General features: G+C 63.2%; 20 protein-coding genes and 3 tRNA genes. 7 read left to right on the forward strand and 16 right to left on the reverse strand.

The window, feature by feature from the left end:
* Positions 1-33: 33 nt before the first annotated feature.
* The 8 genes from rseP to rpsB all read right to left on the reverse strand — a co-directional run bounded on the left by rseP (position 34) and on the right by rpsB (position 7,521).
* The gene (rseP, locus tag L880_RS0129835; RefSeq protein ID WP_027478713.1) at positions 34-1,401 is read right to left on the reverse strand and encodes an RIP metalloprotease RseP; all 1,368 of its coding nucleotides are present in this window, start codon (positions 1,399-1,401) and stop codon (positions 34-36) included.
* Positions 1,402-1,417: 16 nt separating this feature from the next.
* Entirely contained in the window at positions 1,418-2,596 is a 1,179-nt protein-coding gene (gene ispC / locus L880_RS0129840) for a 1-deoxy-D-xylulose-5-phosphate reductoisomerase (protein ID WP_027478714.1), read from the reverse strand.
* Between the two features lie 4 nt (positions 2,597-2,600).
* Positions 2,601-3,449 carry a phosphatidate cytidylyltransferase gene (locus L880_RS0129845; protein WP_027478715.1) on the reverse strand — a complete coding sequence of 283 codons (849 nt, stop codon included), beginning with the start codon at positions 3,447-3,449 and terminating at the stop codon, positions 2,601-2,603.
* 14 nt (positions 3,450-3,463) lie between these two features.
* Positions 3,464-4,207, reverse strand: coding sequence for a polyprenyl diphosphate synthase (gene uppS, locus L880_RS0129850; protein ID WP_027478716.1), 744 nt, complete (start codon positions 4,205-4,207; stop codon positions 3,464-3,466).
* A gap of 120 nt (positions 4,208-4,327) precedes the next feature.
* Entirely contained in the window at positions 4,328-4,888 is a 561-nt protein-coding gene (gene frr, locus L880_RS0129855; protein WP_019573212.1) for a ribosome recycling factor, read from the reverse strand.
* 64 nt (positions 4,889-4,952) lie between these two features.
* Positions 4,953-5,675 (reverse strand): UMP kinase, encoded by a 723-nt coding sequence (gene pyrH, locus L880_RS0129860; protein WP_027478717.1) that lies wholly within the window; start codon positions 5,673-5,675, stop codon positions 4,953-4,955.
* Positions 5,676-5,733: 58 nt separating this feature from the next.
* Positions 5,734-6,657 carry a translation elongation factor Ts gene (tsf, locus tag L880_RS0129865; protein ID WP_027478718.1) on the reverse strand — a complete coding sequence of 308 codons (924 nt, stop codon included), beginning with the start codon at positions 6,655-6,657 and terminating at the stop codon, positions 5,734-5,736.
* 111 nt (positions 6,658-6,768) lie between these two features.
* Entirely contained in the window at positions 6,769-7,521 is a 753-nt protein-coding gene (gene rpsB / locus L880_RS0129870; RefSeq protein WP_027478719.1) for a 30S ribosomal protein S2, read from the reverse strand.
* A 277-nt stretch (positions 7,522-7,798) separates the two neighbouring features.
* On the opposite strand from rpsB, the gene L880_RS0129875 reads away from it, so the two are divergent.
* Together L880_RS0129875 and L880_RS0129880 are read left to right on the forward strand one after the other, a co-directional pair.
* The gene (locus tag L880_RS0129875) at positions 7,799-9,052 is read left to right on the forward strand and encodes an FAD-dependent oxidoreductase (protein WP_027478720.1); all 1,254 of its coding nucleotides are present in this window, start codon (positions 7,799-7,801) and stop codon (positions 9,050-9,052) included.
* Between the two features lie 51 nt (positions 9,053-9,103).
* A complete protein-coding gene (locus tag L880_RS0129880) occupies positions 9,104-10,612 on the forward strand; it encodes a bifunctional ADP-dependent NAD(P)H-hydrate dehydratase/NAD(P)H-hydrate epimerase (RefSeq protein ID WP_027478721.1) in 1,509 nt (502 codons plus the stop codon).
* A 16-nt stretch (positions 10,613-10,628) separates the two neighbouring features.
* Here the strand turns inward: L880_RS0129880 and L880_RS0129885 are convergent, their stop codons facing one another.
* Positions 10,629-11,405 carry an SDR family oxidoreductase gene (locus tag L880_RS0129885; RefSeq protein ID WP_051443679.1) on the reverse strand — a complete coding sequence of 259 codons (777 nt, stop codon included), beginning with the start codon at positions 11,403-11,405 and terminating at the stop codon, positions 10,629-10,631.
* A 54-nt stretch (positions 11,406-11,459) separates the two neighbouring features.
* A complete protein-coding gene (gene rnr / locus L880_RS0129890; protein ID WP_051443680.1) occupies positions 11,460-13,790 on the reverse strand; it encodes a ribonuclease R in 2,331 nt (776 codons plus the stop codon).
* 18 nt (positions 13,791-13,808) lie between these two features.
* Here rnr and L880_RS0129895 point away from each other — a divergent pair.
* Both L880_RS0129895 and L880_RS0129900 read left to right on the forward strand, forming a co-directional pair.
* Positions 13,809-13,893, forward strand: a tRNA-Leu gene (locus tag L880_RS0129895).
* Positions 13,894-13,966: 73 nt separating this feature from the next.
* Positions 13,967-14,051, forward strand: a tRNA-Leu gene (locus L880_RS0129900).
* A 146-nt stretch (positions 14,052-14,197) separates the two neighbouring features.
* Here L880_RS0129900 and rimO read toward each other — a convergent pair.
* From rimO to L880_RS0129925, 5 genes are all read right to left on the reverse strand, one after another.
* Complete coding sequence (gene rimO / locus L880_RS0129905; protein ID WP_027478724.1) at positions 14,198-15,610, reverse strand: 30S ribosomal protein S12 methylthiotransferase RimO; 1,413 nt, start codon at positions 15,608-15,610, stop codon at positions 14,198-14,200.
* A gap of 74 nt (positions 15,611-15,684) precedes the next feature.
* Entirely contained in the window at positions 15,685-16,215 is a 531-nt protein-coding gene (gene phaR / locus L880_RS0129910) for a polyhydroxyalkanoate synthesis repressor PhaR (RefSeq protein ID WP_027478725.1), read from the reverse strand.
* Between the two features lie 317 nt (positions 16,216-16,532).
* A tRNA-Val gene (locus tag L880_RS0129915) sits at positions 16,533-16,609 on the reverse strand.
* 84 nt (positions 16,610-16,693) lie between these two features.
* Positions 16,694-18,907: a RelA/SpoT family protein gene (locus L880_RS0129920; RefSeq protein ID WP_027478726.1), complete on the reverse strand. Its 2,214-nt coding sequence runs from the start codon at positions 18,905-18,907 to the stop codon at positions 16,694-16,696.
* 5 nt (positions 18,908-18,912) lie between these two features.
* Positions 18,913-19,833 (reverse strand): alpha/beta fold hydrolase, encoded by a 921-nt coding sequence (locus L880_RS0129925; RefSeq protein ID WP_027478727.1) that lies wholly within the window; start codon positions 19,831-19,833, stop codon positions 18,913-18,915.
* A 72-nt stretch (positions 19,834-19,905) separates the two neighbouring features.
* Here L880_RS0129925 and L880_RS0129930 point away from each other — a divergent pair, with 72 nt between their 5' ends.
* Positions 19,906-20,688 carry a 3-hydroxybutyrate dehydrogenase gene (locus L880_RS0129930; RefSeq protein ID WP_027478728.1) on the forward strand — a complete coding sequence of 261 codons (783 nt, stop codon included), beginning with the start codon at positions 19,906-19,908 and terminating at the stop codon, positions 20,686-20,688.
* 35 nt (positions 20,689-20,723) lie between these two features.
* Here L880_RS0129930 and L880_RS0129935 read toward each other — a convergent pair whose 3' ends face one another.
* The gene (locus L880_RS0129935; RefSeq protein ID WP_245615433.1) at positions 20,724-21,452 is read right to left on the reverse strand and encodes an SIMPL domain-containing protein; all 729 of its coding nucleotides are present in this window, start codon (positions 21,450-21,452) and stop codon (positions 20,724-20,726) included.
* A gap of 250 nt (positions 21,453-21,702) precedes the next feature.
* On the opposite strand from L880_RS0129935, the gene ompR reads away from it, so the two are divergent.
* A complete protein-coding gene (ompR, locus tag L880_RS0129940; protein WP_027478730.1) occupies positions 21,703-22,434 on the forward strand; it encodes an osmolarity response regulator transcription factor OmpR in 732 nt (243 codons plus the stop codon).
* Between the two features lie 153 nt (positions 22,435-22,587).
* The gene (locus L880_RS33965; RefSeq protein ID WP_051443701.1) at positions 22,588-23,937 is read left to right on the forward strand and encodes an ATP-binding protein; all 1,350 of its coding nucleotides are present in this window, start codon (positions 22,588-22,590) and stop codon (positions 23,935-23,937) included.

Genomic DNA, 23,937 nt, shown 5'->3' on the forward strand with positions numbered 1-23,937 from the left:
CGTGCCGCAGCGCCAGGCGCTGCGACCACAAGGTTAACCAAAGAGCCGGGTGACGTCGTTGAAGAACGCGACGGACATCATGGCCATCAGCAGGGCGATCCCCCCCCGCTGCAGCCGCTCCATCCAGGCATCGGACACGGCCTTGCCGGTCACTGCCTCCCAAAGATAATACATCAGGTGTCCACCGTCCAAGACCGGCAGGGGAAGCAGGTTCAGCACACCCAGGCTCACGCTGATCAATGCCAAAAACACAAGGTACTGGCTCAAGCCCAGGCTGGCCGACTTGCCGGCGTAGTCTGCGATGGTGAGCGGGCCACTGATGTTGCGAATCGAGGCCTCGCCGATCACCATGCGCCCCATCATGCGCAAGGTCAGTGATGACACCTCCCAGGTCTTGACGGCACCGCGCCAAAGCCCATCGACGGGCCCCATGCGCACGGTCACAAATTCAGGCGGTGCGCCTATCATGGCGCCCACGCGGGCCACCCGGCCATCGCGCCCGTCCGACTGCATCTCGGGCGTCATCTCCAGGGTGCGCATCACCCCCGCCTGCTCGACGCGCCAGGTCTGGGCCATGGGCACGCCCTGCACCACAGAGGAACGGATCAATTCACGCAACTGCTGCCCATCGACGATGGGGGTATTGCCAATCTGGTGAACCAGATCACCCCGGCGCAAGCCACCCCGCTCCGCAGGGCTGCCCGGCATCACATCACCCACCTCGGGGCGGGTCCAGGGCCCCATCAGACCGATGCGGCGGAAGAGCTGGGCATCCGCCTCCTTGACCTGAACCTGAGACAGAGGCAGCAGGTAGTCGCGGGTGCCGGCATGCTCGCCCAAGGCCACTTCAAGCTGCACATCACGGCCATTGAGGGCGGCCTGCGTCAGCAGCCAGCGCAAGTCCTCGAAGGAGGTCACCGCCTCCAGTTCCTCTCCAACCAGTGCCGCACGTCGAACGGTTTCGCCGCCTTGCAAGCCAGCCTGGGCCGCAATCGACCCCTGCACAGGGCTGGCCAGGATCGCGGCAGGCTCCTCGACACCCGTCCAGTTCACCACCGTGTACAAAAAGACGGCAAGCAGCAGGTTGGCCACCGGGCCTGCAGCCACCACGGCAGCACGCTTGAACAAGGGCTGGGCATTGAATGCCAGGTGTCGCTCAGACGCGTCCACGGGCGCCTCGCGCTCGTCCAGCATGCGCACATAGCCGCCCAAGGGGAATGCGCTCAGCACAAATTCGGTCGGCGAACCCTTGGGCTGCCATCGCCAAAGCACCGTGCCAAACCCGATCGAAAAGCGGAGCACCTTGATGCCGCAGGCCACGGCGACACGGTAGTGGCCGTACTCGTGCACCGCAATCAGCACGCCCAAGGCCAGGAGAAAAGCCAACACGGTCATCAACATCAGGGCTCCTTGGCCTTCAAGCCTGCAGGCGCTGCGCCGCCCGCTCAGCGACTTCACGCGCGCGGGCATCGAGCAACAGCAGTTCATCCAGTGTGGCCGGCTGCTGGGGCAACACGGCCGCCAGGGTTTCCAGGTTCACGTGGTGGATCTGGTCAAACCGGATGCGCCGGTCCAGAAAAGCCTGAACCGCCACCTCGTTGGCTGCATTGAGCACAGCCGCGGTCCCGGCGGGGCCCTCCAAGGCGTCCCAGGCCAGCTGCAGGCCAGGGAAACGGGCAGGATCGGGCGGCTCGAAGGTCATGGCCGGCAGGGACGTGAAGTCGAGATGGGCGGCGCCACTGTCGATGCGCTCGGGCCAGGCCAATCCGTAAGCGATCGGGGCGCGCATATCAGGCACGCCGAGCTGGGCCACCACCGAGGTATCGTGGTACTGGACCATCGAATGCACGATGCTCTGCGGATGGATCACCACTTCGATGCGGCGGGGCGCCAAACCGAACAGGTAGCGGGCCTCGATCACCTCGAGAGCCTTGTTCATCATGGTGGCGGAGTCGACCGAAATCTTGCGCCCCATCGACCAGTTGGGATGGGCACAGGCCTGCTCGGGCGTCACCTCCCGCAGGGTCTGGGGATCGCGCGTCCGGAAAGGGCCGCCGGAAGCCGTCAAGATGATCTTGCGCACCCTGCGATCCCAGGTGGAGGCATCATCCGGCAGGGATTGGAAGATGGCCGAGTGTTCGCTGTCGATCGGCAGCAGCACCGCCCCACCCTCGCGCACGGCCTGCAGAAAGACCTCGGCGCCCACCACCAGGGCCTCCTTGTTGGCCAGCATGAGGCGCTTGCCGGCCCGCGCTGCCGCCAAGCAGGGCGCGAGGCCTGCAGCGCCCACAATGGCGGCCATCACGGCATCCACCTCAGGATGGGCCGACACGGCCTCGATGGCCTGAGCGCCCCACAAGACCTCCACCGCCAGGCCCTCGGCCTGCACCCGCTCGGCCAACTGTCGGCCATGGGCCTCACTGGCCATCACGGCGAACCGGGGCCGGAAGCTGGCGCATTGCTTGAGCATCAGCTCGACCTGCGTCGCAGCCGTGAGGGCGAACACTTCATAGCGTTCGGGGTGGCGCGCCATCACGTCCAACGTGCTTTGGCCGATCGAACCGGTCGATCCCAGAATGGTGATGCGTTGTGTCATGTCTTCAAATCAGAGTGCTCAGCATCATGGCGAGCGGCAAAGTAGGCAACAGGGCGTCGACGCGGTCAAGCACCCCGCCATGGCCTGGCAACAAACCACTGCTGTCCTTGGCGCCCACGCTGCGCTTGATGAGTGACTCCACCAGATCACCCACCACGCTCATCGCCCCCATGAACAGCACGGCCAGCATGGCAAAAGGCCAGCCCGGCCCCATCAAGCGGCTGTAAAAACTCGGAACGGCCGCCCCCAACGACGCATCCGCCAGGGGCCAGACCCAAGCCAGAACCACCACCCCAGCCAACCCACCCCAGACGCCCTCCCAGCTTTTGCCCGGGCTGATGCTCGGAGCGAGCTTGTTGCGTGTGAAACGCAAGCCAAAAGCACGCCCGGCAAAATAGGCAAAGATGTCGGCCACCCAGACCAACACCAGAACCGATAGCAGAAAGTTGACGCCGATGACCTTGGCCTGGGCGACCGCCAGCCAGGCTGTGACCAAGGCCAGCAGGCCAGCCAGCCATCGCAGCAGCAGGGGCACACGGGGCCACCCCGCCACGCCCCCCCGCAGCAAGGCGGCACTGCCCAGCACCCAGGCCGGGCCAGCCACCACCCAAAGGCTGCGCAGCGACACCTCCAGCGCACCCGCCCACCAGGCCAGTGCGCACACCATCAAGCAAGCCCCCGCCGTGGCCCAGGAAAGGGGCTGGGACAGCCCATTCAGACGCCCCCACTCCCAACCACCCGCAGCGATGAACAACAGCATCAGCGCACAAAAAGGCTGCGGCTCCGAGTAGAACAAGGCAGGCAGCAGAACAGCCAGCAGGATCAGTGCAGTGATGACACGCTGCTTGAGCATGGGATTTGCCTTTCTCAGACCTTGGGGGATGCGGAAGTGGCGGCCTGCGCCATCTGCTCGGACGTCTTGCCAAAGCGCCGCTCGCGGGCGGCATAGGCTGCAAATGCCTCGTCCAAGGCCGCCTCATCAAAATCAGGCCAGAGGCGATCGCTGAAGAAAAGCTCGGAGTAGGCACACTGCCACAGCAGGAAGTTGCTGATGCGTTGCTCACCCCCGGTGCGGATCATCAAATCCGGGTCTGGCACGTGCGCAAGCGCCATGGCCCGGTCCAGCGCCAGCTCGGTGATCGGCTCACCCCGGGCGGCCAAGGCCGCAGCGGCCTGCGCGATATCCCAGCGGCCACCATAGTTGAAACAGACGTTGAGGATCAGCCGCTCGTTCTGCGCCGTGGCAGCCTCGGCCTGGGCCAGCCCGGCCGCCACCTTGTCGGACAGGCCTCGTCGCTCGCCGACAAAATGCAGACGCACGCCATCGGCCTTCAGTTGAGGCACTTCTCGCCCCAGGGCCATCGCCAGCAGGTCCATCAAACCGGAAACCTCATCGGCAGGCCGATTCCAGTTTTCGGAAGAAAATGCAAATACCGTCAACACCTTCACGCCGCGGGCTGCGCAAGCCTTGACGCAGCGACGCAGGGAATCCACGCCTTGCTTGTGTCCGGCTACGCGGGGAAGGAATCGGCGCGTGGCCCAACGACCATTGCCATCCATGACGATGGCGACGTGATGAGGAACAGCCTGGTTCGCGGGAGTCTGGGTCATGGACAGCTAGATAACTTCAAAGACAGGGCACGATACCCCAGAAAACGAATGGGGCAGCCCTGCTGGAGAGCCGCCCCTGAAATGGCCTTCAGGCCCGGATAGCACGACAACCGGCAGCCATCAAACCGCCATGATGTCCTGTTCCTTGGAAGCCACCAGCTTGTCGATCTCGGCAATGTGCTTGTCGGTCACCTTCTGGGTGTCGGCTTCGGCACGCTTTTGATCGTCCTCGGAGGCCAGTTTGTCCTTGACCAGCTTCTTCACCGATTCGTTGGCGTCACGGCGCAGGTTGCGGATGGCCACCTTGGCAGCCTCGCCTTCGTTGCGAACCACCTTGGTCAGTTCCTTGCGGCGCTCTTCACTCATCGGAGGCATCGGCACACGGATCAGCTCACCCATGCTGGACGGGTTCAAGCCCAGATCGCTGTCGCGGATGGCTTTCTCGATCTTGGCGCCCATGCCCTTTTCCCAGGGCTGAACGCTGATGGTGCGCGAATCCAGCAGCGACACGTTGGCCACCTGGCTGATCGGCACAGGCGATCCGTAGTAATCCACCTGCACGGCATCCAGCAAAGCCGGGTTGGCGCGACCCGTGCGGATCTTGGTCAGGTTGTTCTTGAAAGCCGCGATGGACTGGTCCATCTTGGTTTCGGTCGTCTTCTTGATGTCGGCAATGCTCATGTCAATCTCCTGGGACGAGCCCCGGCAACGGCTGCCGGAGTTCTTCGGGCTGTTGGGTCAAGGCTCAGGCGTAAACCAGAGTCCCCTCGTCCTCACCCATCACGACGCGCTTGAGCGCGCCGGGCTTGAAGATGGAAAACACCTTCACAGGCAACTTCTGGTCGCGGCACAGGGCAAACGCCGTGGCATCCATGATGCCCAGGTTCTGCGCCATCGCATCATCGAACGAAATTTTCGAGTAACGGGTTGCATTGGGATCCTTCTTGGGATCGGCCGAATACACACCATCCACCTTGGTGGCCTTGAGCACCAGCTCGGCGCCGATTTCGGCGCCACGCAAGGCGGCAGCAGTGTCCGTGGTGAAGAAAGGGTTGCCCGTGCCGGCGGCAAAGATCACCACCTTGCCTTCTTCCAGATACTGCAAGGCCTTGGGACGCACATAGGGCTCCACCACCTGCTCGATGGCGATGGCCGACATGACACGGGCCGTCAAGCCCGCCTTCTCCATGGTGTCCGCCAAGGCCAGTGCGTTCATCACCGTGGCCAGCATGCCCATGTAGTCGGCCGTGGCGCGATCCATGCCCACCGAACCCCCAGCAACACCTCGGAAGATGTTGCCGCCCCCGATTACCACCGCCACCTCGACACCCAGGCGGGTGACCTCGGCCACCTCTTCAACCATGCGGACGATGGTGGCACGGTTGATACCGAAGGCATCGTCCCCCATCAGGGCCTCGCCTGACAGCTTCAGCAGGATCCGCTTGTTGGCTGGTTGGGCGTTGGTCATGAAAGGGTTCTCCTGAGGGCGATGGGGTGACGTTGGGGGTTGTTGCAAGTTGACGGAATCAGGCTGCAGCCTTGGCAGCAGCGACTTGAGCAGCCACTTCGGCCGCGAAGTCGTCAACCTTCTTCTCGATGCCTTCGCCGACGATGAACAGCGTGAAGCCCTTCACCTCGGTGCTGGCAGCCTTGAGCATCTGCTCGACGGTCTGCTTGTCGTTCTTCACGAAAGCCTGGTTGAACAGGGACACTTCCTTCAGGAACTTCTGCACGCCGCCTTCAATGCGCTTGGCCACGATTTCCGGCGATTGCACCGGCTTGCCTTCGGCTTGCGCCTTGGCAGCATCTTCAGCAGCCTTGCCGGCGGCCACAGCGCGCTCTTTTTCGATCAGATCGCTCGGCACGTCGGCGCTGGTCAGGGCCACGGGCTTCATGGCGGCCACGTGCATGGCGACGTCCTTGGCGGCGGCTTCGTCGCCGTTGAACTCGACCACCACACCGATGCGGGTGCCGTGCAGGTAGGCAGCCAGCTTGGCGCCGTTGTCAAAACGCTTGAAACGACGGAAAGACATGTTTTCGCCGATCTTGCCGATCAGGCCCTTGCGCACGTCTTCCAGGGTCGGGCCAAAGGTGTCTTGCTCGTAGGCCAGGGCACCCAGGGCTTCGATGTCAGCGGGATTGTGCTTGGCAACCAGCTCAGCGGCAGCCTTGGCCAGGGCCAGGAAGCTGTCGTTCTTGGTCACGAAGTCGGTTTCGCAGTTCACTTCGATCAAGGCACCGGTGTTGCCTTCGATGAAGCTGGCAACCACGCCTTCGGCGGTCACGCGCGAAGCAGCCTTGCCGGCCTTGGTGCCCAGCTTCACACGCAGCAGTTCTTCGGCCTTGACCAGGTCACCACCGGCTTCGGTCAGTGCCTTCTTGCACTCCATCATGGGGGCGTCGGTCTTGCCACGCAGTTCAGCGACCATGCTTGCGGTAATTGCAGCCATTTTTGTTACTCCGTATTCAGTTCAAGTCAAAACGTTGTTGATGGGCTAAAAAAAAGGGGGCAACTAAGCCCCACTTTTTTCGCGACCCTTCGGAATTCGCGCGGGGCAAACTCAGGCAGCCGATTCTTCGACTTCCACGAATTCGTCGCCGCCTTCAGCAGCCACAGCCTTGACCACTTCGTTGCCGGCTTCAGCACGGCCAGCGATGATGGCGTCAGCAATGCCACGGGCATACAGCGCCACAGCCTTGGCCGAGTCGTCGTTGCCGGGGATCACGTAGTCGATGCCTTCGGGGGAGTGGTTGGAGTCCACCACACCGATCAGGGGAATGCCCAGCTTCTTGGCTTCAGCGATGGCAATCTTGTGGAAGCCGACGTCGATCACGAAGATGGCGTCCGGCAGAGCCGTCACGTCCTGGATGCCGCCGATGTCTTTTTCGAGCTTTTCGATTTCACGGCTGAAGGTCAGCTGTTCCTTCTTGGACAGGCTGCCCAGACCAGCTTCTTGCTGGGCCTTCAGATCCTTCAGACGCTTGATCGAGGTCTTCACGGTCTTGAAGTTGGTCAGCGTGCCGCCCAGCCAACGCTGGTTCACGAAAGGCACGCCAGCGCGCTCGGCTTCAGCAGCCACGATGTCGCGGGCTTGACGCTTGGTGCCCACAAACAGGATGGTGCCGCGGTTGGCAGCCAGTTGCTTCACGAACTTGGAAGCTTCCTGGAACATCGGCAGCGACTTTTCCAGGTTGATGATGTGGATCTTGTTGCGATGACCGAAGATGAAGGGGGCCATCTTGGGGTTCCAGAAGCGGGTTTGGTGACCGAAGTGGACACCGGCTTCCAGCATTTCGCGCATGGTAACGGACATGAAAATTCTCCGAAGGTTGGGTCTAAAATCCAGCCCGACTTTGGCTTTTTCTACAGGGAAAACCCTTGAAAAAACCAACACCTTGATGGGTCTGGTTTGCGATTTGTCTTGCCGTGACACCAGCAAAAACCCCAAAATTATAGCATGGCCAACCGCCTGTCCCGACCGATGGCCTACGCACCGACTGCCAGGCTCGCATCGCGACAGCACCCAGCCCCTACGAAAGACCGGCACCCCAGGTCGACACAGAATTCGCCGGGTGCCCCAAGCACAGCGCATGAACATTGCCATCATTGGCGCCGGCATCGTCGGCGTCACGACAGCCTACGAACTGGCCACCGACGGCCACCAGGTCACCGTTTTCGAGCGCCACGGCGCAGTTGCCGAGGAATGCAGCTTCGCGAGTGCAGGACTCATCTCGCCCGCCCAATTGCTGCTATGGGCCGCCCCCGGCATGCCGCGCAAGTGGCTGCGCCAGTGGGGCGACGCCCACGCCGCCATGCGCCTGGGGCCCCGACTGGGCTGGCACGAACTGAGCTGGATCGGACAATGGATGCGTGCCAGCCGAAGCAGCCGCAGCACGGAGAGTCGCCTGCACCTGCAACAACTGATCACTTACAGCACAAGCCGCCTGCACCACCTGCGCCAGCGGCATGCGCTTGAGTTCGACGCCAGCACCGGGCACCTGCTGTTGCTGCGCAACGCCCAGGAGCACAAAGGTCTGCAAGCCCGATTGAATAACTTGCGCGAGGCAGGTCTGGCCTTTCGTGAACTCAATGCTGACGAAGCCCGCAAGCTGGAGCCCGCACTCAATCCCGACAGCGCCATCGAAGCCGCGATCCACCTGCCCCAGGATGAAGTGGGCAACGCCCGTCAGTTTGCACTGATGATCAAGAACGAGGCCATGCGCCTGGGGGTGAAGTTTGAATTCAACAGCACCGTCAGCCACCTCAGCCCGGGGCCCCGCCCTGCGCTGAGCACCCGCACTGAGACCACGCCACGCACCTTCGACGCCATCATGCTATGCACCGGAGCCGATACCTCCCCCCTGATCAAGCCACTGGGCCTGAAGATTCCGCTGGTGGGCATTCACGGCTACTCAGTCAGTGCCAACGTGCGCGAGCCCTTGAATGCGCCCCGCAGCGTCGTCAGCGACGAGCGCCATCGGGTCAGCATTGCCCGACTGGGCCAGCGCGTGAGGGTGTCCGGCGGGGCTGAGCTGGGCTACCGTCAGGATGACAAGCAAACCTCCGGGCTGCGCACGCTCTATAAAGTGCTGCAGGACTGGTTCCCGGGTGCTGCCTCGATGACCGCAGGCGTGCAGGAATGGAAAGGCAGCCGACCCATGATGCCCGACGGTCTTCCCGTACTGGGCGCCAGCGGCGTCCCCGGCATCTGGCTGAACCTGGGACACGGCGACAATGGTTGGGCCCTGAGCTGCGGCAGCGCCCGGCTGCTGGCCGATGCCGTGGCCGGCCAAGCCCCCGAGCTGGATCTGGCAGGCTGTTCCATCGCGCGCCTGCACCGCTGATTGAAATCACGGTGCAGTATCAGTGACTTAAGCAACACGGGCAGACGCCTCATGGACCGCATCCACTCCGACCGAGCCCACCCCCTGCACCTGCTGACCAGCACGCGCGCGCTTGAGGCTGCATGGTTGCAGCAACTTCCCGCACACACCCTGATGCAACGCGCTGGCCAAGCGCTGGCCCGGTTGGCCCAGGCTCTGGCACCCCACGCAAACACCATCTGGGTGGCCTGCGGCCAGGGCAACAACGGCGGCGATGGCTGGGAGGCTGCCTACCACCTCCAGTTGCGGGGATTCAAACCCGTGGTGACCTGGCTGGGCCAGCCTGATCGCTGCAGCGCCGACACCCTGGCCAGCCGTCAGGCCGCCCTTCAGGCTGGCGTGATCTGCCAGGATCAGCCTCCAGATCTGGGGCCGGACGACCTGTGCATCGATGCCCTGCTGGGCATTGGACTGGCGCAGCAGGCAACTCGCCCCGCCCCCTCATCTGCCGACACCCGACTGACTGAGTGGATCGAGCGCATCAACTGCAGCCAAGCCCTGGTGCTTGCGGCCGACATCCCCTCCGGCCTGAGCGCCGACCAAGGCACACCTGCGCTGAAGGCGGGCGCAGTCCGCGCCGATCACACTCTGAGCCTGCTGACACTGAAACCAGGACTCTTCACAGCCCAGGGTCGCGACCATGCTGGCGCGGTTTGGCTGGACACATTGGATGTTCCGCCAAATGCGACACCAGCCGATGCCTGGCTCAACCCACCGCCCTCGCTTCGCACCCAGGCCCATGGCAACCACAAAGGCAGTTATGGCGATGTGCAGGTGCTGGGCGGGGAAGGCCTGGCGCAACGCGGACTGGGCATGACCGGCGCCGCTCTGCTGGCGGGCCGGGCTGCCCTGCATGCCGGGGCGGGGCGCGTCCTGGTCGGCCTGCTGGACTCGGACGCGGCACGTCTGTCCGTCGACATGGTCCAACCCGAATTGATGCTGCGCACCCCGGAAGCCTTGAGCCTGGGCAACGGTGTCCTGGTGTGCGGCTGCGGTGGTGGCGACGCGATTGAGCGCTGGGTACCCCAAGCCCTGGCAGAGGCACTTTGCCTGCTGCTGGATGCCGATGCCTTGAACGCCCTGGCGCGACATCCGGACTGGATGTCGCAGCTGGCAGCACGGCGGCAGCGCGGCTGGGAAACCGTGCTGACACCCCATCCCCTTGAGGCAGCCCGGCTTCTGGACACCACGGCTGCCGCCATCCAGAGCGACCGCCTGGCCGCCGCTCAGGCCCTGGCCGCTCAGAGCGGCGCCGTCGTGGTGCTCAAGGGTTCAGGCACCGTGATCACCCGAAGCGGTCTGGTACCCCACATCAACCCGACGGGCAACGCCCGACTGGCCACAGCAGGCACGGGCGACGTGCTGGCCGGGCTGATCGGAGCCCTCTGGGCGCGCCCTGGGATGCAGGCTTTCGACGCCGCCCGCGAGGGCGTCTTCGTGCACGGCTCGGTGGCAGACCAATGGCCCGCCCACCAGGCCTTCACCGCCGGCATGCTGGCCAGCGCATTGCGCCGGCAGTGACTCGACAAGTCGGGCCTCAGCCCCGTCCCGCGAAAGGCATCTTGGTGGCCATCACGGTGTGGAACATGACATTGGCCTCCAGCGGCAGGCTGGCCATGTAAAGCACCGACTGGGCCACGATGTTCACATCCATCAAGGGCTCAATCGCCACCTCGCCATTGGCCTGCGGCACGCCCTTGGCCATGCGTGCAGCCAAATCGGTGGCGGCATTGCCCACATCGATCTGGCCGACGGCGATGTCGTACTTGCGGCCATCGAGGGAGGCCGTCTTGGTCAAACCCATCACCGCGTGTTTGGTGCTGGTGTAGGCCACCGAATTGGGGCGCGGCGTGTGCGCCGAGATCGAGCCATTGTTGATGATGCGTCCGCCCTGGGGCTGCTGCGCCTTCATGACGCGGAACGCTTCGCGCACACACAGGAACATGCCCGTCAGATTGGTGTCCACCACGCGACGCCAATCCGCCAAGGTCAAATCCTCCAAGAGCACGCCCGGGGCATTGATGCCGGCATTGTTGAACAGCAGATCAACCCGACCCCAGGTTTTCACCGTGGCCGAAAAAAGCGCGGCCACCGCCTGCTCGTCGCCCACATCGCAAGGCACCACCAGGGCCCGCTCGGCAGACCCCGAAGCGTCTGCCACCTGCTGCAACAGTTCAACCCGCCGCCCAGCCAAGGCAACGGCGTAGCCGGCACCCAGCAGCGCCAGCGCCACAGCGCGCCCGATGCCCGAGCCCGCCCCTGTGACGATCGCGACACGGAGCGCCGAAGCGCCCGAAGTTGTGGATGAAGTCAAAAAAAGCTCCTGGATAGGCCGTGGCACAGGGCCACGGCAGGGTCGGCAAGCCAGTCAACGGTGGGATTTGCCACGGCCGCCCTTTGCACTCTTCTTCTTGGCCGCTGCGGCCGCCTTCTTCACCGAGGCCTTCAAGGCCTGGATGGGCGAGCGGGGAATCAGATCAGCGCTCGAACCGGACCGGGACGACGTGCGTGCCGGCGCTTCCAGCTTCTCGTCCTGCCTGGAAGCGCTGCGGGCCTTTTTGCTCGCACTGCGCGAACTTCCTGACGTGGGCGCCACACCGGCCTTGTCTCGTTGCGACCTGCCCGTCAGGGCTTCCCCCTCATGCACCAGGCGGAAGTCGATCTTGCGGCCATCCAGATCCACACGGCTGACCTGCACCCGAACCCGACTGCCGATGGCATACCGGATGCCCGTGCGCTCGCCACGCAACTCCTGGCGCGCCTCGTCGAACTTGAAGTACTCGCCCCCGAGTTCGGTGATGTGCACCAGGCCCTCGACATACATGGCGTCCAAGGTCACGAAGATGCCAAAGCTGGTGGCAGCCGAGACCACGCCACCAAACTCCTCGCCCAGGTGCTCACGCATGTATTTGCACTTGAGCCAGGCCTCCACATCGCGGCTGGCCTCATCTGCGCGGCGCTCGTTGGCGCTGCAATGCAGGCCGGCAGCCTCCCAGGCCTGGGTCTCGGCCGTGGCCTTGCGCGGCTTGACCGAAGGCTCTTTCACCCGTGACGCGAGGCGGCGGGCCAGCTTGGTGTGGGCTTCGCCGGGCGTCGGCAAGGCAGGCAACTGGTAGCGCGACTTGCCCAGGATGGCCTTGATCACGCGATGCACCAGCAGATCCGGGTAACGACGGATCGGGCTGGTGAAATGGGTGTACGCCTCAAAGGCCAGACCGAAGTGGCCGCTGTTGATCGGCGTGTAAATGGCCTGCTGCATGGAGCGCAGCAGCATGGTGTGGATCTGCTGGGAATCAGGCCGGTCCTTGGTGGCTTCTGCAATCGCCTGGAACTCGCCCGGCAGGGGCTCATCACTGACCGACAAGCCGACTCCCATGGCCTTGAGGTAATTGGCCAACAGTTCACGCTTCTCGGGCGTGGGGCCCTCGTGGACACGGAACAGCCCGGGGTGCTTGCCCTGGCCGATGAAGTCAGCACTGCAGACATTGGCCGCCAGCATCGCCTCCTCGATCAGCCGGTGCGCATCGTTGCGGGTGCGCGGCACGATCTTCTCGATGCGACCACTGTCATCGCACACGATCTGGGTTTCGGTGGTGTCGAAATCCACAGCGCCACGGGTACGGCGAGCGCCCAACAGGGCCCGGTAGACATCATGCAGGTTCAACAGGTGGGGCACCAGCGCCTTGCGACGTGCCGCCTCCGGCCCTTTGGTGTTGGCCAGGATGGCCGCCACCTCGGTGTACGTGAAGCGTGCATGACTCCACATCACGGCAGGGTAGAACTGGTAGGCATGGATCTCGCCCTTGGCGTTGATCAACATGTCGCACACCATGCAAAGCCGATCCACCTCGGGGTTGAGCGAACACAGGCCGTTGGAGAGCTTCTCGGGCAGCATCGGGATCACCCGGCGCGGGAAATACACACTGGTGGCACGTTCGTAAGCATCAATGTCGATGCCCGAGCCCGTGTGGACATACTGACTCACGTCGGCGATCGCCACCAACAGTCGCCAACCCTTGCCACGCCCGACGCGGGCCGGTTCGCAATAGACCGCATCGTCAAAGTCACGCGCATCTTCACCGTCAATGGTGACCAGTGGAACGTCCGTCAGGTCGATGCGGTCACGCTTGTCCGAGGGCCGCACCTTGTCCGGCAGGGCTTTCGCCTCGTCAAGACAGGCTTGCGAGAACTCGTGCGGCACACCGTACTTGCGCACGGCAATCTCGATCTCCATGCCGGGGTCGTCCACCTCACCCAGCACCTCGGTGATGCGGCCCACCGGCTGACCAAACAAGGCCGGGGGCTCGGTGAGGTCAACCACCACCACCTGACCGGGTTTGGCAGTGCCCGTTGCCCCTTTGGGAATCAAAACATCCTGACCATAGCGCTTGTCTTCAGGCGCCACGAGCCAGACACCGCTCTCTTGAAGCAAACGGCCAATGATGGGTTGCGCGGGTCGCTCGATGATTTCCACCACCCGCCCCTCAGGACGACCACGGCGATCGGAGCGCACGATGCGAGCCTTGACCCGATCCTTGTGCAACACCGCCCTCATTTCATTGGGTGGCAGGTAGACGTCCGGCTCACCGTTGTCACGGACCACGAACCCGTGTCCATCACGGTGTCCTTGGACGACACCTTCAAATTCATCTAGAAAATTGTTCACTGACTTGCTTTGGCCTAAATTTTTGATATACAATCGAATTCTTCCTGAGATGCCCAGGTGGCGGAATTGGTAGACGCACTAGTTTCAGGTACTAGCGAGTAACATCGTGGAGGTTCGAGTCCTCTCCTGGGCACCAAGTTTAATGAAAACGAACTCAATATTCGCTTTCAAATGCACTAAAATCAGGAAATATTATTTGTCGACAGACTGCCCAGGTGGCGGAATTGGTAGACGCACTAGTTTCAGGTACTAGCGAGTAACATCGTGGAGGTTCGAGTCCTCTCCTGGGCACCAGTCTTCGATAAATATGAGCAAAAAGCCGCTGTTTCAGCGGCTTTTTTGTTTTTCAGCTCAAACTCCTGAAAATCAGCACCCACAAAAAAGCCCCGAACACCACACAGCGCCGGGGCTTTTGAATCAATCAGAAAAAGTCAGGAGCTTCAGATAGGCAGCGCCACCAGGTCATGCCCCTCTGCAGCCACAATGCGAGCCCGGGTGAACTCACCCACCTTCAGGGTCTTGCTGATCTTCTCAGGCGGCAACAAACGCACCACGCCATCAATCTCAGGGGCATCAGCGTAACTGCGACCCACCCCACCACGGCGACCCATGGCCGGCGCCGAGTCCACCAACACCTGCATGGTGGCCCCTACGCGGCGCTGAAGACGCTCGATGGACACCTCCTCAGCCACCGCCATGAACCGGGCGCGACGCTCCTCGCGCACCTCGGGCGGCAACATGCCCGGAATCTCATTGGCAGCCGCCCCCTCCACCGGACTGTAGGCAAAGCAACCCGCGCGATCGATCTGCGCCTCGCGAACAAAATCCAGCAGATGCTGGAACTCCTCTTCCGTCTCACCCGGAAAGCCCGCAATGAAGGTGCTTCGGATCACCAACTCCGGACAGATCTCGCGCCAACGCTGGATGCGCTCCAGGTTCTTTTCGCCACTGGCCGGACGCTTCATGCGCCGCAGCACCTCAGGGTGGCTGTGCTGGAACGGCACATCCAAGTAGGGCAAGACCCGGCCGGAGGCCATCAGAGGCAGGATCTCATCCACACTGGGATAGGGGTACACATAGTGCAGGCGCACCCAGGCACCATGCGGCTCAGCCAACTCACTCAAGGCCTGCACCAACTCGAGCATGCGGGTCTTGACCGGCTTACCATCCCAAAAACCCGTGCGGTATTTGACATCCACACCGTAGGCCGAGGTGTCCTGGCTGATCACCAGCAACTCCTTGACCCCACCCTCGAACAAGGCGCGCGCCTCCTTCAGCACATCACCGACCGGGCGGGATACCAGATCGCCACGCATGGAAGGGATGATGCAGAAGGTACAACGGTGATTGCAGCCCTCGCTGATCTTCAAATAGGCGTAGTGCCGCGGCGTCAGCTTGATACCTGCATCCCCGAATGCATTGGGAACGAGATCGATGAAGGGATCATGCGGCTTGGGCAGATGCTGGTGCACCGCATCCATCACCTCCTGCGTGGCGTGAGGCCCCGTCACCGCGAGCACGCTGGGGTGCATCTGACGCACCAGGTTCTCGCCACCCTGCGCCTGCTTGGCCCCCAGGCAACCCGTGACGATCACCTTGCCATTCTCCGCCAACGCCTCGCCGATCGTATCGAGACTCTCCTTGACCGCATCATCGATGAAGCCGCAGGTGTTGACGATGACGAGATCGGCACCCTCGAAGGTTTTGGAGGTCTGGTACCCCTCAGCGCTGAGCTGGGTCAGGATCAATTCGGAGTCCGTGAGTGCCTTGGGACATCCAAGGCTCACAAATCCAACGCGGGGGACCGGCTGGGCGGCGCCAGCGGAAGAAGGGGGAACAAGAACTTCACTCATCGGCGTATTGTCCCAGTTCTGGCCGACCACAGGCCAAGGCGGGCGCAATACCCGCCGCCTGAGCGTCGAAAAGCTCAGCGCTTCAGGCCAAAAGCGCCCAGCATCTGCTCGGTCTGCTTCTGCATCTGCTCCTGCATCTGGGTCAGCAGCGACTTGGACTGCTCGGTGTATCCACCCATCATGCTTTGCAGCACCGGCGACTGCATGCTCATAAATTGAGCCCACATCTCCGGCGAAATGCTCTTGGATTGGGCCGTCAACTGGGTCTGCATCTCCGAGAAGGCCTGGATGTTCTTCTCGATGTAAGACCCCATGAAACCCTGCATGGCATGCCCGTAGAAACGGATGATGCTGGACAACACCGCCTCCGTGAACATGGGCGCCCCGCCCGCCTCCTCTTCGAGAATGATCTGCAACAGAATGCTGCGCGTCAAATCGTCATTGGTCTTGGCATCGCGAACCACAAAGGATTCGCTGTCCATCACCAGCTGACGCACCTCGGCCAGGGTGATGTAGGTGGAGGTGTCGGTATCGTACAGGCGCCGATTCGGGTACTTCTTGATGATCCGCTGAGACGGTTTGGCGGCTGCTTTCTTGCTTTGCACGTATGAGGCTCCTCGATCCTGGACAGACCGAAATATCGATGGGATCGTCACATTCTAGGGAGCACACCCGAGCCAACAGCCAAGGTTTACCCTGACCGGCTATTGTCAACCCGAACACTGCAGACGAAGACAATCTTTCCTGAGCCGCGTCACAACATCGCCGCAGCACCCATGCACGGCAACGGAAGATGAAATCAAATTCGAAAGCGGAAAAAGAAAAAGCCACCCATGGGGTGGCTTTTCAAGTTTGGAAGCTCTTGGGCTTCCGGGTCAGTTTACCGATGTTGCGAAGTCTGGTTATCTTCGCTCGGATAAACTGGTAGGCGCGATTGGACTCGAACCAACGACCCCCACCATGTCAAGGTGGTGCTCTAACCAGCTGAGCTACGCGCCTGTCTGTATTCGAGAATGTAGAGTATACAGCGGAATTTTTGTGTTTTTAGAAAAACCGCAAAAAAGTTGAAATCTTCTCTTCAACTCAGCGTCGCTTCGCCCACCTCACCCCCGAGACCGTGGCCACCAGAGACAGCACCTTGCTCAGTCGAGCCGAGTCCGAGACCTCCACTGTGAACGTCATCCAGGCCGTACCCTTGACGGACTGGGTCTGCACACCGATCACATTGGTCTTCTCGCGGGCAAACACCTCCGAGATGTCGCGCAACAAACCTTGCCGGTCGGCGGCTTCGATCGCCACATCCACCGGGTACCGGGCCAGGTCCTCACCCTTGGCCCGCCCCCATTCCACGTCGATGACGCGCTCGGCACTGCGGGCGGCCATCTCACGGAAGTTGCTGCAATCGAGCCTGTGCACGCTGACGCCCTTGCCACGGGTCACAAAACCCCCGATGGCATCCGGCGGCGCGGGCTTGCAGCATTTCGCCAACTGGGTCATCAACGAATCGATGCCCACCACCAGCACACCACCCTTGGGGGCCTTTTCGATGTTGCGCGATTTCTTCAGCAGCAGGTAGTCATCGGGCTCCAGCACCGGCTCCGGTGGGCGCAACAGGTTCTCGATGTTGCGCAGCGAGAATTCATCCTTGCCCACCACCTCGAACAGGGCATCGGCCGACTTGAAGCCCAGCTGCGACGCCAGGTCGACCAGCTTGACCGCCGTCTTGCCCTCGCGCTGAAGCAGCTTCTCGACCGCTTCACGTCCACGGGCGATGGTCTCGTGCGTGATCTGGGCATTGAACCAGGCCCGCACCTTGGCTCGCGCCCGGTTGCTGTTCAAGAACCCCAGGTCGGCATTCAGCCAATCCCGCGAAGGCCCGCCCTCCTTGGCCGCCACGATCTCCACCGTCTGCCCGTTTTGCAGCGGCGTGTTCAGCGGCACCATGACGCCATCAATACGGGCGCCCCGGCAGCGGTGCCCCACGTCGGTGTGCACTGCGTAGGCAAAATCGACCGGTGTGCCCCCCTGGGGCAACTCGACAATCGCCGCGTTGGGCGTCAGCACATAGATGCGATCTTCGAACAACCCACCGCTGGGCTGGGTGCCCGACAGGTCGCGCTCCCAGGCCAGCAACTGGCGCAGCACGGCGATCTTGGCGTCGTATTCGCTGCTGGCCGACACCCCGGCATAGCCTTTGGTGCCGGCCTCCTTGTAGGCCCAATGCGCGGCCACGCCATGCTCGGCGTGGTCGTGCATGGCCTGGGTGCGGATCTGGATCTCGATCGCCTTGCCCGCCTCGTCGCGCACCACCGTGTGCAAGGACTGGTAGCCATTGGGTTTGGGCTTGGCGATGTAGTCATCAAACTCGGCATCGATGGGCGTGAAGCGGTCATGCACCCAGCCCAGCACGGTGTAGCAGTCCTTGATCGAGGACACGATCACCCGCAGCGCGCGCAGATCGAACACCTGCTCGAACCCCAGACCCTTGCCGCGCATCTTCTTGACGATGCTGTAGATGTGCTTGGGACGCCCCTGCACGCTGGCCCGGATGCCCTGCCCCTGCAGCTCCGACTCCAGGCGCAGACGCAAAGCCGCCATCGAAGCCTCGCGCTCGGCACGCTTTTCATCGAGCAGTCGGGCCACCTCGCGGTAGGTGTCGGGCTCGATGAAGCGAAAAGCCAGGTCTTCCAGCTCCCACTTGATCTGCCAGATGCCCAGCCGGTTGGCCAGCGGCGCAAACACGTGCAGCGACTCGCGGGCCAGGCTGGGCGGGATCGGCTGCTTCGACGCCGCGTAATACCGCAAGGTCTGCAGCCGCGAGGCCAGGCGCAGCAACACCACACGAAGATCCCGCGAGAAGGCCAGCAGCATCTTGCGCACGTTCTCATGCTGCACCGCTGGGTCGTCCAGCAGTTGCTGCGCGGCGCGGGCCTGCTGCTGGATGCGGATCAGTTGGGTGGTCTCGACCGCCAGCGTGGCGAACTGGTCACCAAACACCTTGCTCAGCACCTCCTGGGGCTTGTTCAGGTGTTCGCAGGTGTAGACAAGGTAGGTGGCAGCCTGCATCGCCTCCGAGCCACCGATCATGCGCAAGATGGCGGCCTCGGCGTCGGCATGGGCCAGCGTGCTCTCGCCAGAGACCAGCAACTGGTCCACCAGGAAGGGCTCGGCAAAGGCACGAGCCCGGGCCAGGATATCGGCCTGCCCCTGCAACTCTCTGGCGGTCGCTGCGATCAGCGGCGCCACCGGCTCGGAACGGAAAGGCGAGCCCTCAGGCTCCACCGGGGGAGGGGTCATCAGAATCAGGAAAGCGGTGCTTCAGCAGCAAAAATGAAGTCGACGAGCGTATCACGCTGATCCTGGGCGATCAGCGTCGGCGCATGACCCACACCCGCCAGCTCCACCACCCGGGCACGGGGTCCACGCTCGGCCATGGCCTGTGCCGTCGCCGGCGACAACAGATCGGATTGCGCCCCGCGCAGCAACAGCGTCCGGGCCTGGATCTGGTCATAGAGCTGCCACAGCGCAGCTTCGCCGCGCAGTGCGTCTTCCTCCTGCAAGGCACGAAACGGCACGGCAATCGCCGGGTCATAGTGCAAACCGAGGCCACCGCCGGGCAACTCGCGCAGCATGGGTCGGGTCAGCGCCAACCATTGTTCGGGCGTGTGGGACCCGAAGCCGGTGGAGATCAGCCACAGCGCTGCAGCGGCCTGTTTCTCATCGGCAAACTGCACGGGTTGCCCCAGGTAGGTGCCTATGCGTTGCAAGGCACTCCACTGGATCACCGGCCCCACATCATTGAGCACCAGACGGTGCACGGGCTGAGGCAGGGGAAGGCCGGGCTGGCCCGCCAGCACCATGCCGATCAAGCCCCCCATGCTGGTGCCGATCCAGTCCAGGCAGGTGACAAGTGCCTGCTGCTGCAACTGCGCCAGCAAGGCCACCATGTCGGCTGCGTACTGAGGGATCTGATAATGCGCCGGGTTGACCAGCCGGTCGCTCTGGCCGCGCCCGACCACGTCGGGGCAGATCACCCGCACAGGATGGCCGGCACGGGCCACCAGGTCCTGGGCCAGCACATCGAAATCGCGCCCCTGCCTGGACAGACCATGCACGCAAACGATCACGTGCCCGGCCTGGGCATCACCCCAGGCCCAATAGGCCATGCGGTGCCCGCCATCGGCGTCCGGACAGCTTACGTAGTTCAGCGTAGGATCATTCATGGTGCCTTCCAGGGCCAACACTCGGCTCGATAATCTTTGTTCACTGCATCCTAATTGATCTGGAGATTCCTCATGTTGAATGGCAAGACAGCTCTTGTGACCGGCTCCACCAGCGGCATCGGTCTGGGCATCGCGAAGGCGCTGGCCCGCCAGGGCGCCAACCTGATCCTGAATGGTTTTGGCGACGCCTCGGCGCCCCAGGCCGAAGTGGCAGAAGCCGGCAAAGCCCATGGCGTGCAGGTGGCCTTCCACGGCGCCGACATGAGCAAGCCGGCCGAGATCGCCGACATGATCGCGTTCGCCAACACCCGCTTCGGCGGGGTGGACATCCTGGTCAACAACGCGGGCATCCAGCACGTGGCGCGCGTGGAAGACTTTCCGGTCGAGAAATGGGACGCCATCCTGGCCATCAACCTGTCCAGCGCATTCCACGCCACCCGCCTGGCCCTGCCCGGCATGAAGACCAAGAACTGGGGGCGCATCATCAATGTGGCCTCGGTGCACGGCCTGGTCGGTTCGGCTGAAAAATCCGCCTATGTGGCGGCCAAGCATGGCGTCGTCGGGCTGACCAAGGTCACCGCCCTCGAAAACGCCACCAGCGGCATCACCTGCAATGCCATCTGCCCGGGCTGGGTGCTGACCCCCCTGGTGCAAAAGCAGGTCGATGCCAAGGCCGCCGCCCACCAATGGACCAACGAACAGGCCACCCGCGAACTGCTGGGCGAAAAAGAACCCTCGATGCAGTTCACCACCCCTGAAGAATTGGGCGAGTTGGCCGTGTTCTTCTGCTCCCCCGCCGGCAACAACGTGCGCGGCGTGGCGTGGAACATGGACGGCGGCTGGACAGCGCAATAAGCCGCCCCCGCCCAAGCGCCCCTGCCGGGGGCCGCTCAGTTCATCTGGATTGAGCCCGACACGGTGACCGTCACCGTGCTGCGGCCGGCCTCCACCGGCAGATCGGCCGCTGCCATCGGTGAGGCCATCTTGGCCTCGGCGGCCATCAGTCGAGGGCGAGGTGAATACCCGCCATCAGACGAGCTCACATTCACCTCACGCAGTGAGTAGCCGGCAAAGCCGAACTGGCGGGTCAGATCGGCGGCCCGGGCCTTGAAGCTCTGGATCGCGCGGCTCTGCGCCTCGGCCTCCAGTTGCTGGCGCTGCTCCCGGCTGAGCGAAAAATTCAGTTGAGTGACGTTCAGACCCGAGATCCGCGAGGCCGTCGCCGTCAAGGCCGGAATGTCACGCCCTTCCAGAATCACCTCGGCCGAGCCTTGCCAGCCATTGATCTTGCCTTCGCGTCCGTAGCGCGGGTAGACCGAAAAACCACCACTGCGTACCTCGACCTGGCCGGGTTTGGCCTGCTTTCTGGCCTCGTTCATGGCGGGCTCCAGCACGGCACGCAACTGAGCCTGCACCTGGGCCGCATCAGCGCCCTCCCGGACCACGGCCAAAGTCAGGCTCAGCCAATCCTGCACCACCTCCACCGAACCCGAACTCTGCAACTGCAGCACATTCTGCGGTGCCGGCACCGGCACGGTCTGCGCCTGCGCCCCCCAAGCCGTCAGCGCCCACACACCGCCGGCCAAAACCAGCCCCCGCCACAAAGAAGATCGAGACACGTGAAAACTCCTGATCATTGACACACCAGGAAACCAGGGTAAACACCACTGAATTCAGGTGAATCACGGCCCAAACGGCCTGAATAAACAAATTTCCTACAAGACGAACGTCAAGCTCTGAACATCATGTAGGACATGGTCGGCTAGTTAAGGAAAGCGCTGTAACAGTATGTGATATCGATCCCAAAACGCTGGCCTTTTGGTTGTTACAAGTCTCAAAATTGCGCTTGTTACAAATCAAAGCCAAGCCATGAACACTTCCAATACCCGCACAGACAAGATTCTGGTCGTCGATGACGATGCCCGCATCCGCGACCTGCTCGGGCGCTACCTGAGCCAAGAAGGCTTTGAAGTCATGGTGGCCGAAGATGGCAAGGCCCTCAACCGCATCCTGTTGCGCGAATCGGTCGACCTCATCGTGCTGGACCTGATGATGCCCGGTGAAGACGGCCTGTCCATCTGCCGCCGCCTGCGTGCCGCCAATGACCGCACCCCCATCATCATGCTCACCGCCAAGGGTGAAGACGTGGACCGCATCGTGGGCCTGGAGGTGGGGGCCGACGACTACCTCGGCAAGCCCTTCAACCCCCGTGAACTGCTGGCCCGCATCCACGCCGTGCTGCGCCGCCGCCCCCCCCAAGAGGCCCCGGGCGCCCCCTCGGGCGACAACGAGCAAGTCACCTTCGGCCCCTTCACCTTCGACCTGGGCACCCGTGCCCTGCACCGCAACGGCGAAGAGCTGCCGCTGACCACCGGCGAATTCGCCATGCTCAAGGCCCTGGTACGCCACCCACGCCAACCCTTGTCGCGTGAAAAGCTGGCCCTGCTGGCCCGCGGCCGCGAATTCGAGCCCTTTGATCGCAGCCTGGACGTGCAAGTGTCACGTCTTCGCAAACTGATCGAGATCGATGCCGCCGCTCCGAGGTATATTCAAACCGTGTGGGGAGTCGGTTACGTGTTTGTGCCGGACGGCGGTAATTGAGCTGCCCCAGGCAACCCGACGGCGCCCATGGCGCCGTTTTTCATGGCGGCCCCCGAACAGAACGACCGAGTCCGAGAAGACCCCGACGTGAAAAAAAAGAAACCTCGCGCGCCGCACAACCCCATTGATGCCACCAGCCCGGCCCCGCTGGAGATGACCCAGCAGGCGCGCGGCGCGCGTGCACGGGTCAGCCTGAACCTGTTCTGGCGCACGTTCTTCCTGCTGGCCATCCTGCTCATCGGCAGCATCCTGGCCTGGTTGCAGACCCTGCGGGCCCTGGAGCTGGAACCCCGGGCCCTGCACACGGCCCAGCAGATCGCCTCATTGGTCAACCTCAGCCGCGCCGCCCTGCTGCACGCAGATGGCATTGCCCGCCTGTCCCTGATCAAGACCATGGCCGACCAGGAGGGCCTGCGCATCCTGCCACGCGAGCCCAACGACCAGTTTGAAATGTTCGAGGCCGACAACGCCCTGGGCCAGCGCGTGACGGCCGAGGTGATCGAACGCCTGGGCCCCGGCACCGTGGTGGCGCAACGCGTCAACCACGAGCCCGGCCTGTGGGTGGGCTTCGAGATCAATGGCGACTCTAACTGGCTGCTGATGGACCGGGCCCGCTTCAGCCCGGCCAGTGGTCGCACCTGGCTGATCTGGATGATCACCGCCGCCGTGCTGTCGCTGGCGGGGGCTGCGGCCATCGCCCGGCTGATCAACAAGCCGCTGCAGCAGCTGTCATTTGCGGCCAACCGGGTGCGCGATGGCGACTTTGCCGCCAGCCACCTGGACGAGCAGGTGGCCACCAGCGAGATCCGCGAGGTCAACATCGGCTTCAACCGCATGGCCGAGAAGCTGGCCAAGGTCGAGCAAGACCGGGCCATCATGCTGGCCGGCATCTCCCATGACCTGCGCCCCCCCCTGGCACGCCTGCGTCTGGAAACCGAGATGAGCGTGGCCGACACCGATGCACGCAACCACATGGTGGCCGACATCGTGCAGCTCGACGCCATCATCGACAAGTTCCTCGACTACGCCCGCCCGGATCACGTGCAGCTCAAGACAGTGCGTCTGGCCGACGTGGTCGAATCCTGCCTGTACGGCGTGCAGGACGACCCCGAACTGAAAATCCATGTCTCGCTGCAGGACGACCCCCATGTGCTGGCCGACGAGGTCGAGCTGGCCCGGGTGCTGTCCAACCTGATCGAGAACGCCCGCCGCTATGGCAAGACGCCCGACACCCCGGTGTCGGTGATCGAAATTGCCGCCCGCGCCCGTGAGGAATGGGTGCTGCTCAAGGTCCGTGACCACGGCCCCGGCGTGCCCCCCGACATCCTGGCCGATCTGGTCAAACCCTTCTTCCGGGGCGACGCCGCCCGCACCCACGCCACCGGCGCGGGCCTGGGCCTGTCCATCGTCAACAAGACCATCCAGCGCATGGGCGGCATGTTTGTGCTGGCCAACAGCAGCACCGGGGGCCTGGCGGCCCACATCAAGCTGCAGCGGGCCTGA

This window comes from Curvibacter gracilis ATCC BAA-807, assembly GCF_000518645.1.
Taxonomy (GTDB): Bacteria; Pseudomonadota; Gammaproteobacteria; order Burkholderiales; family Burkholderiaceae_C; genus Curvibacter; species Curvibacter gracilis.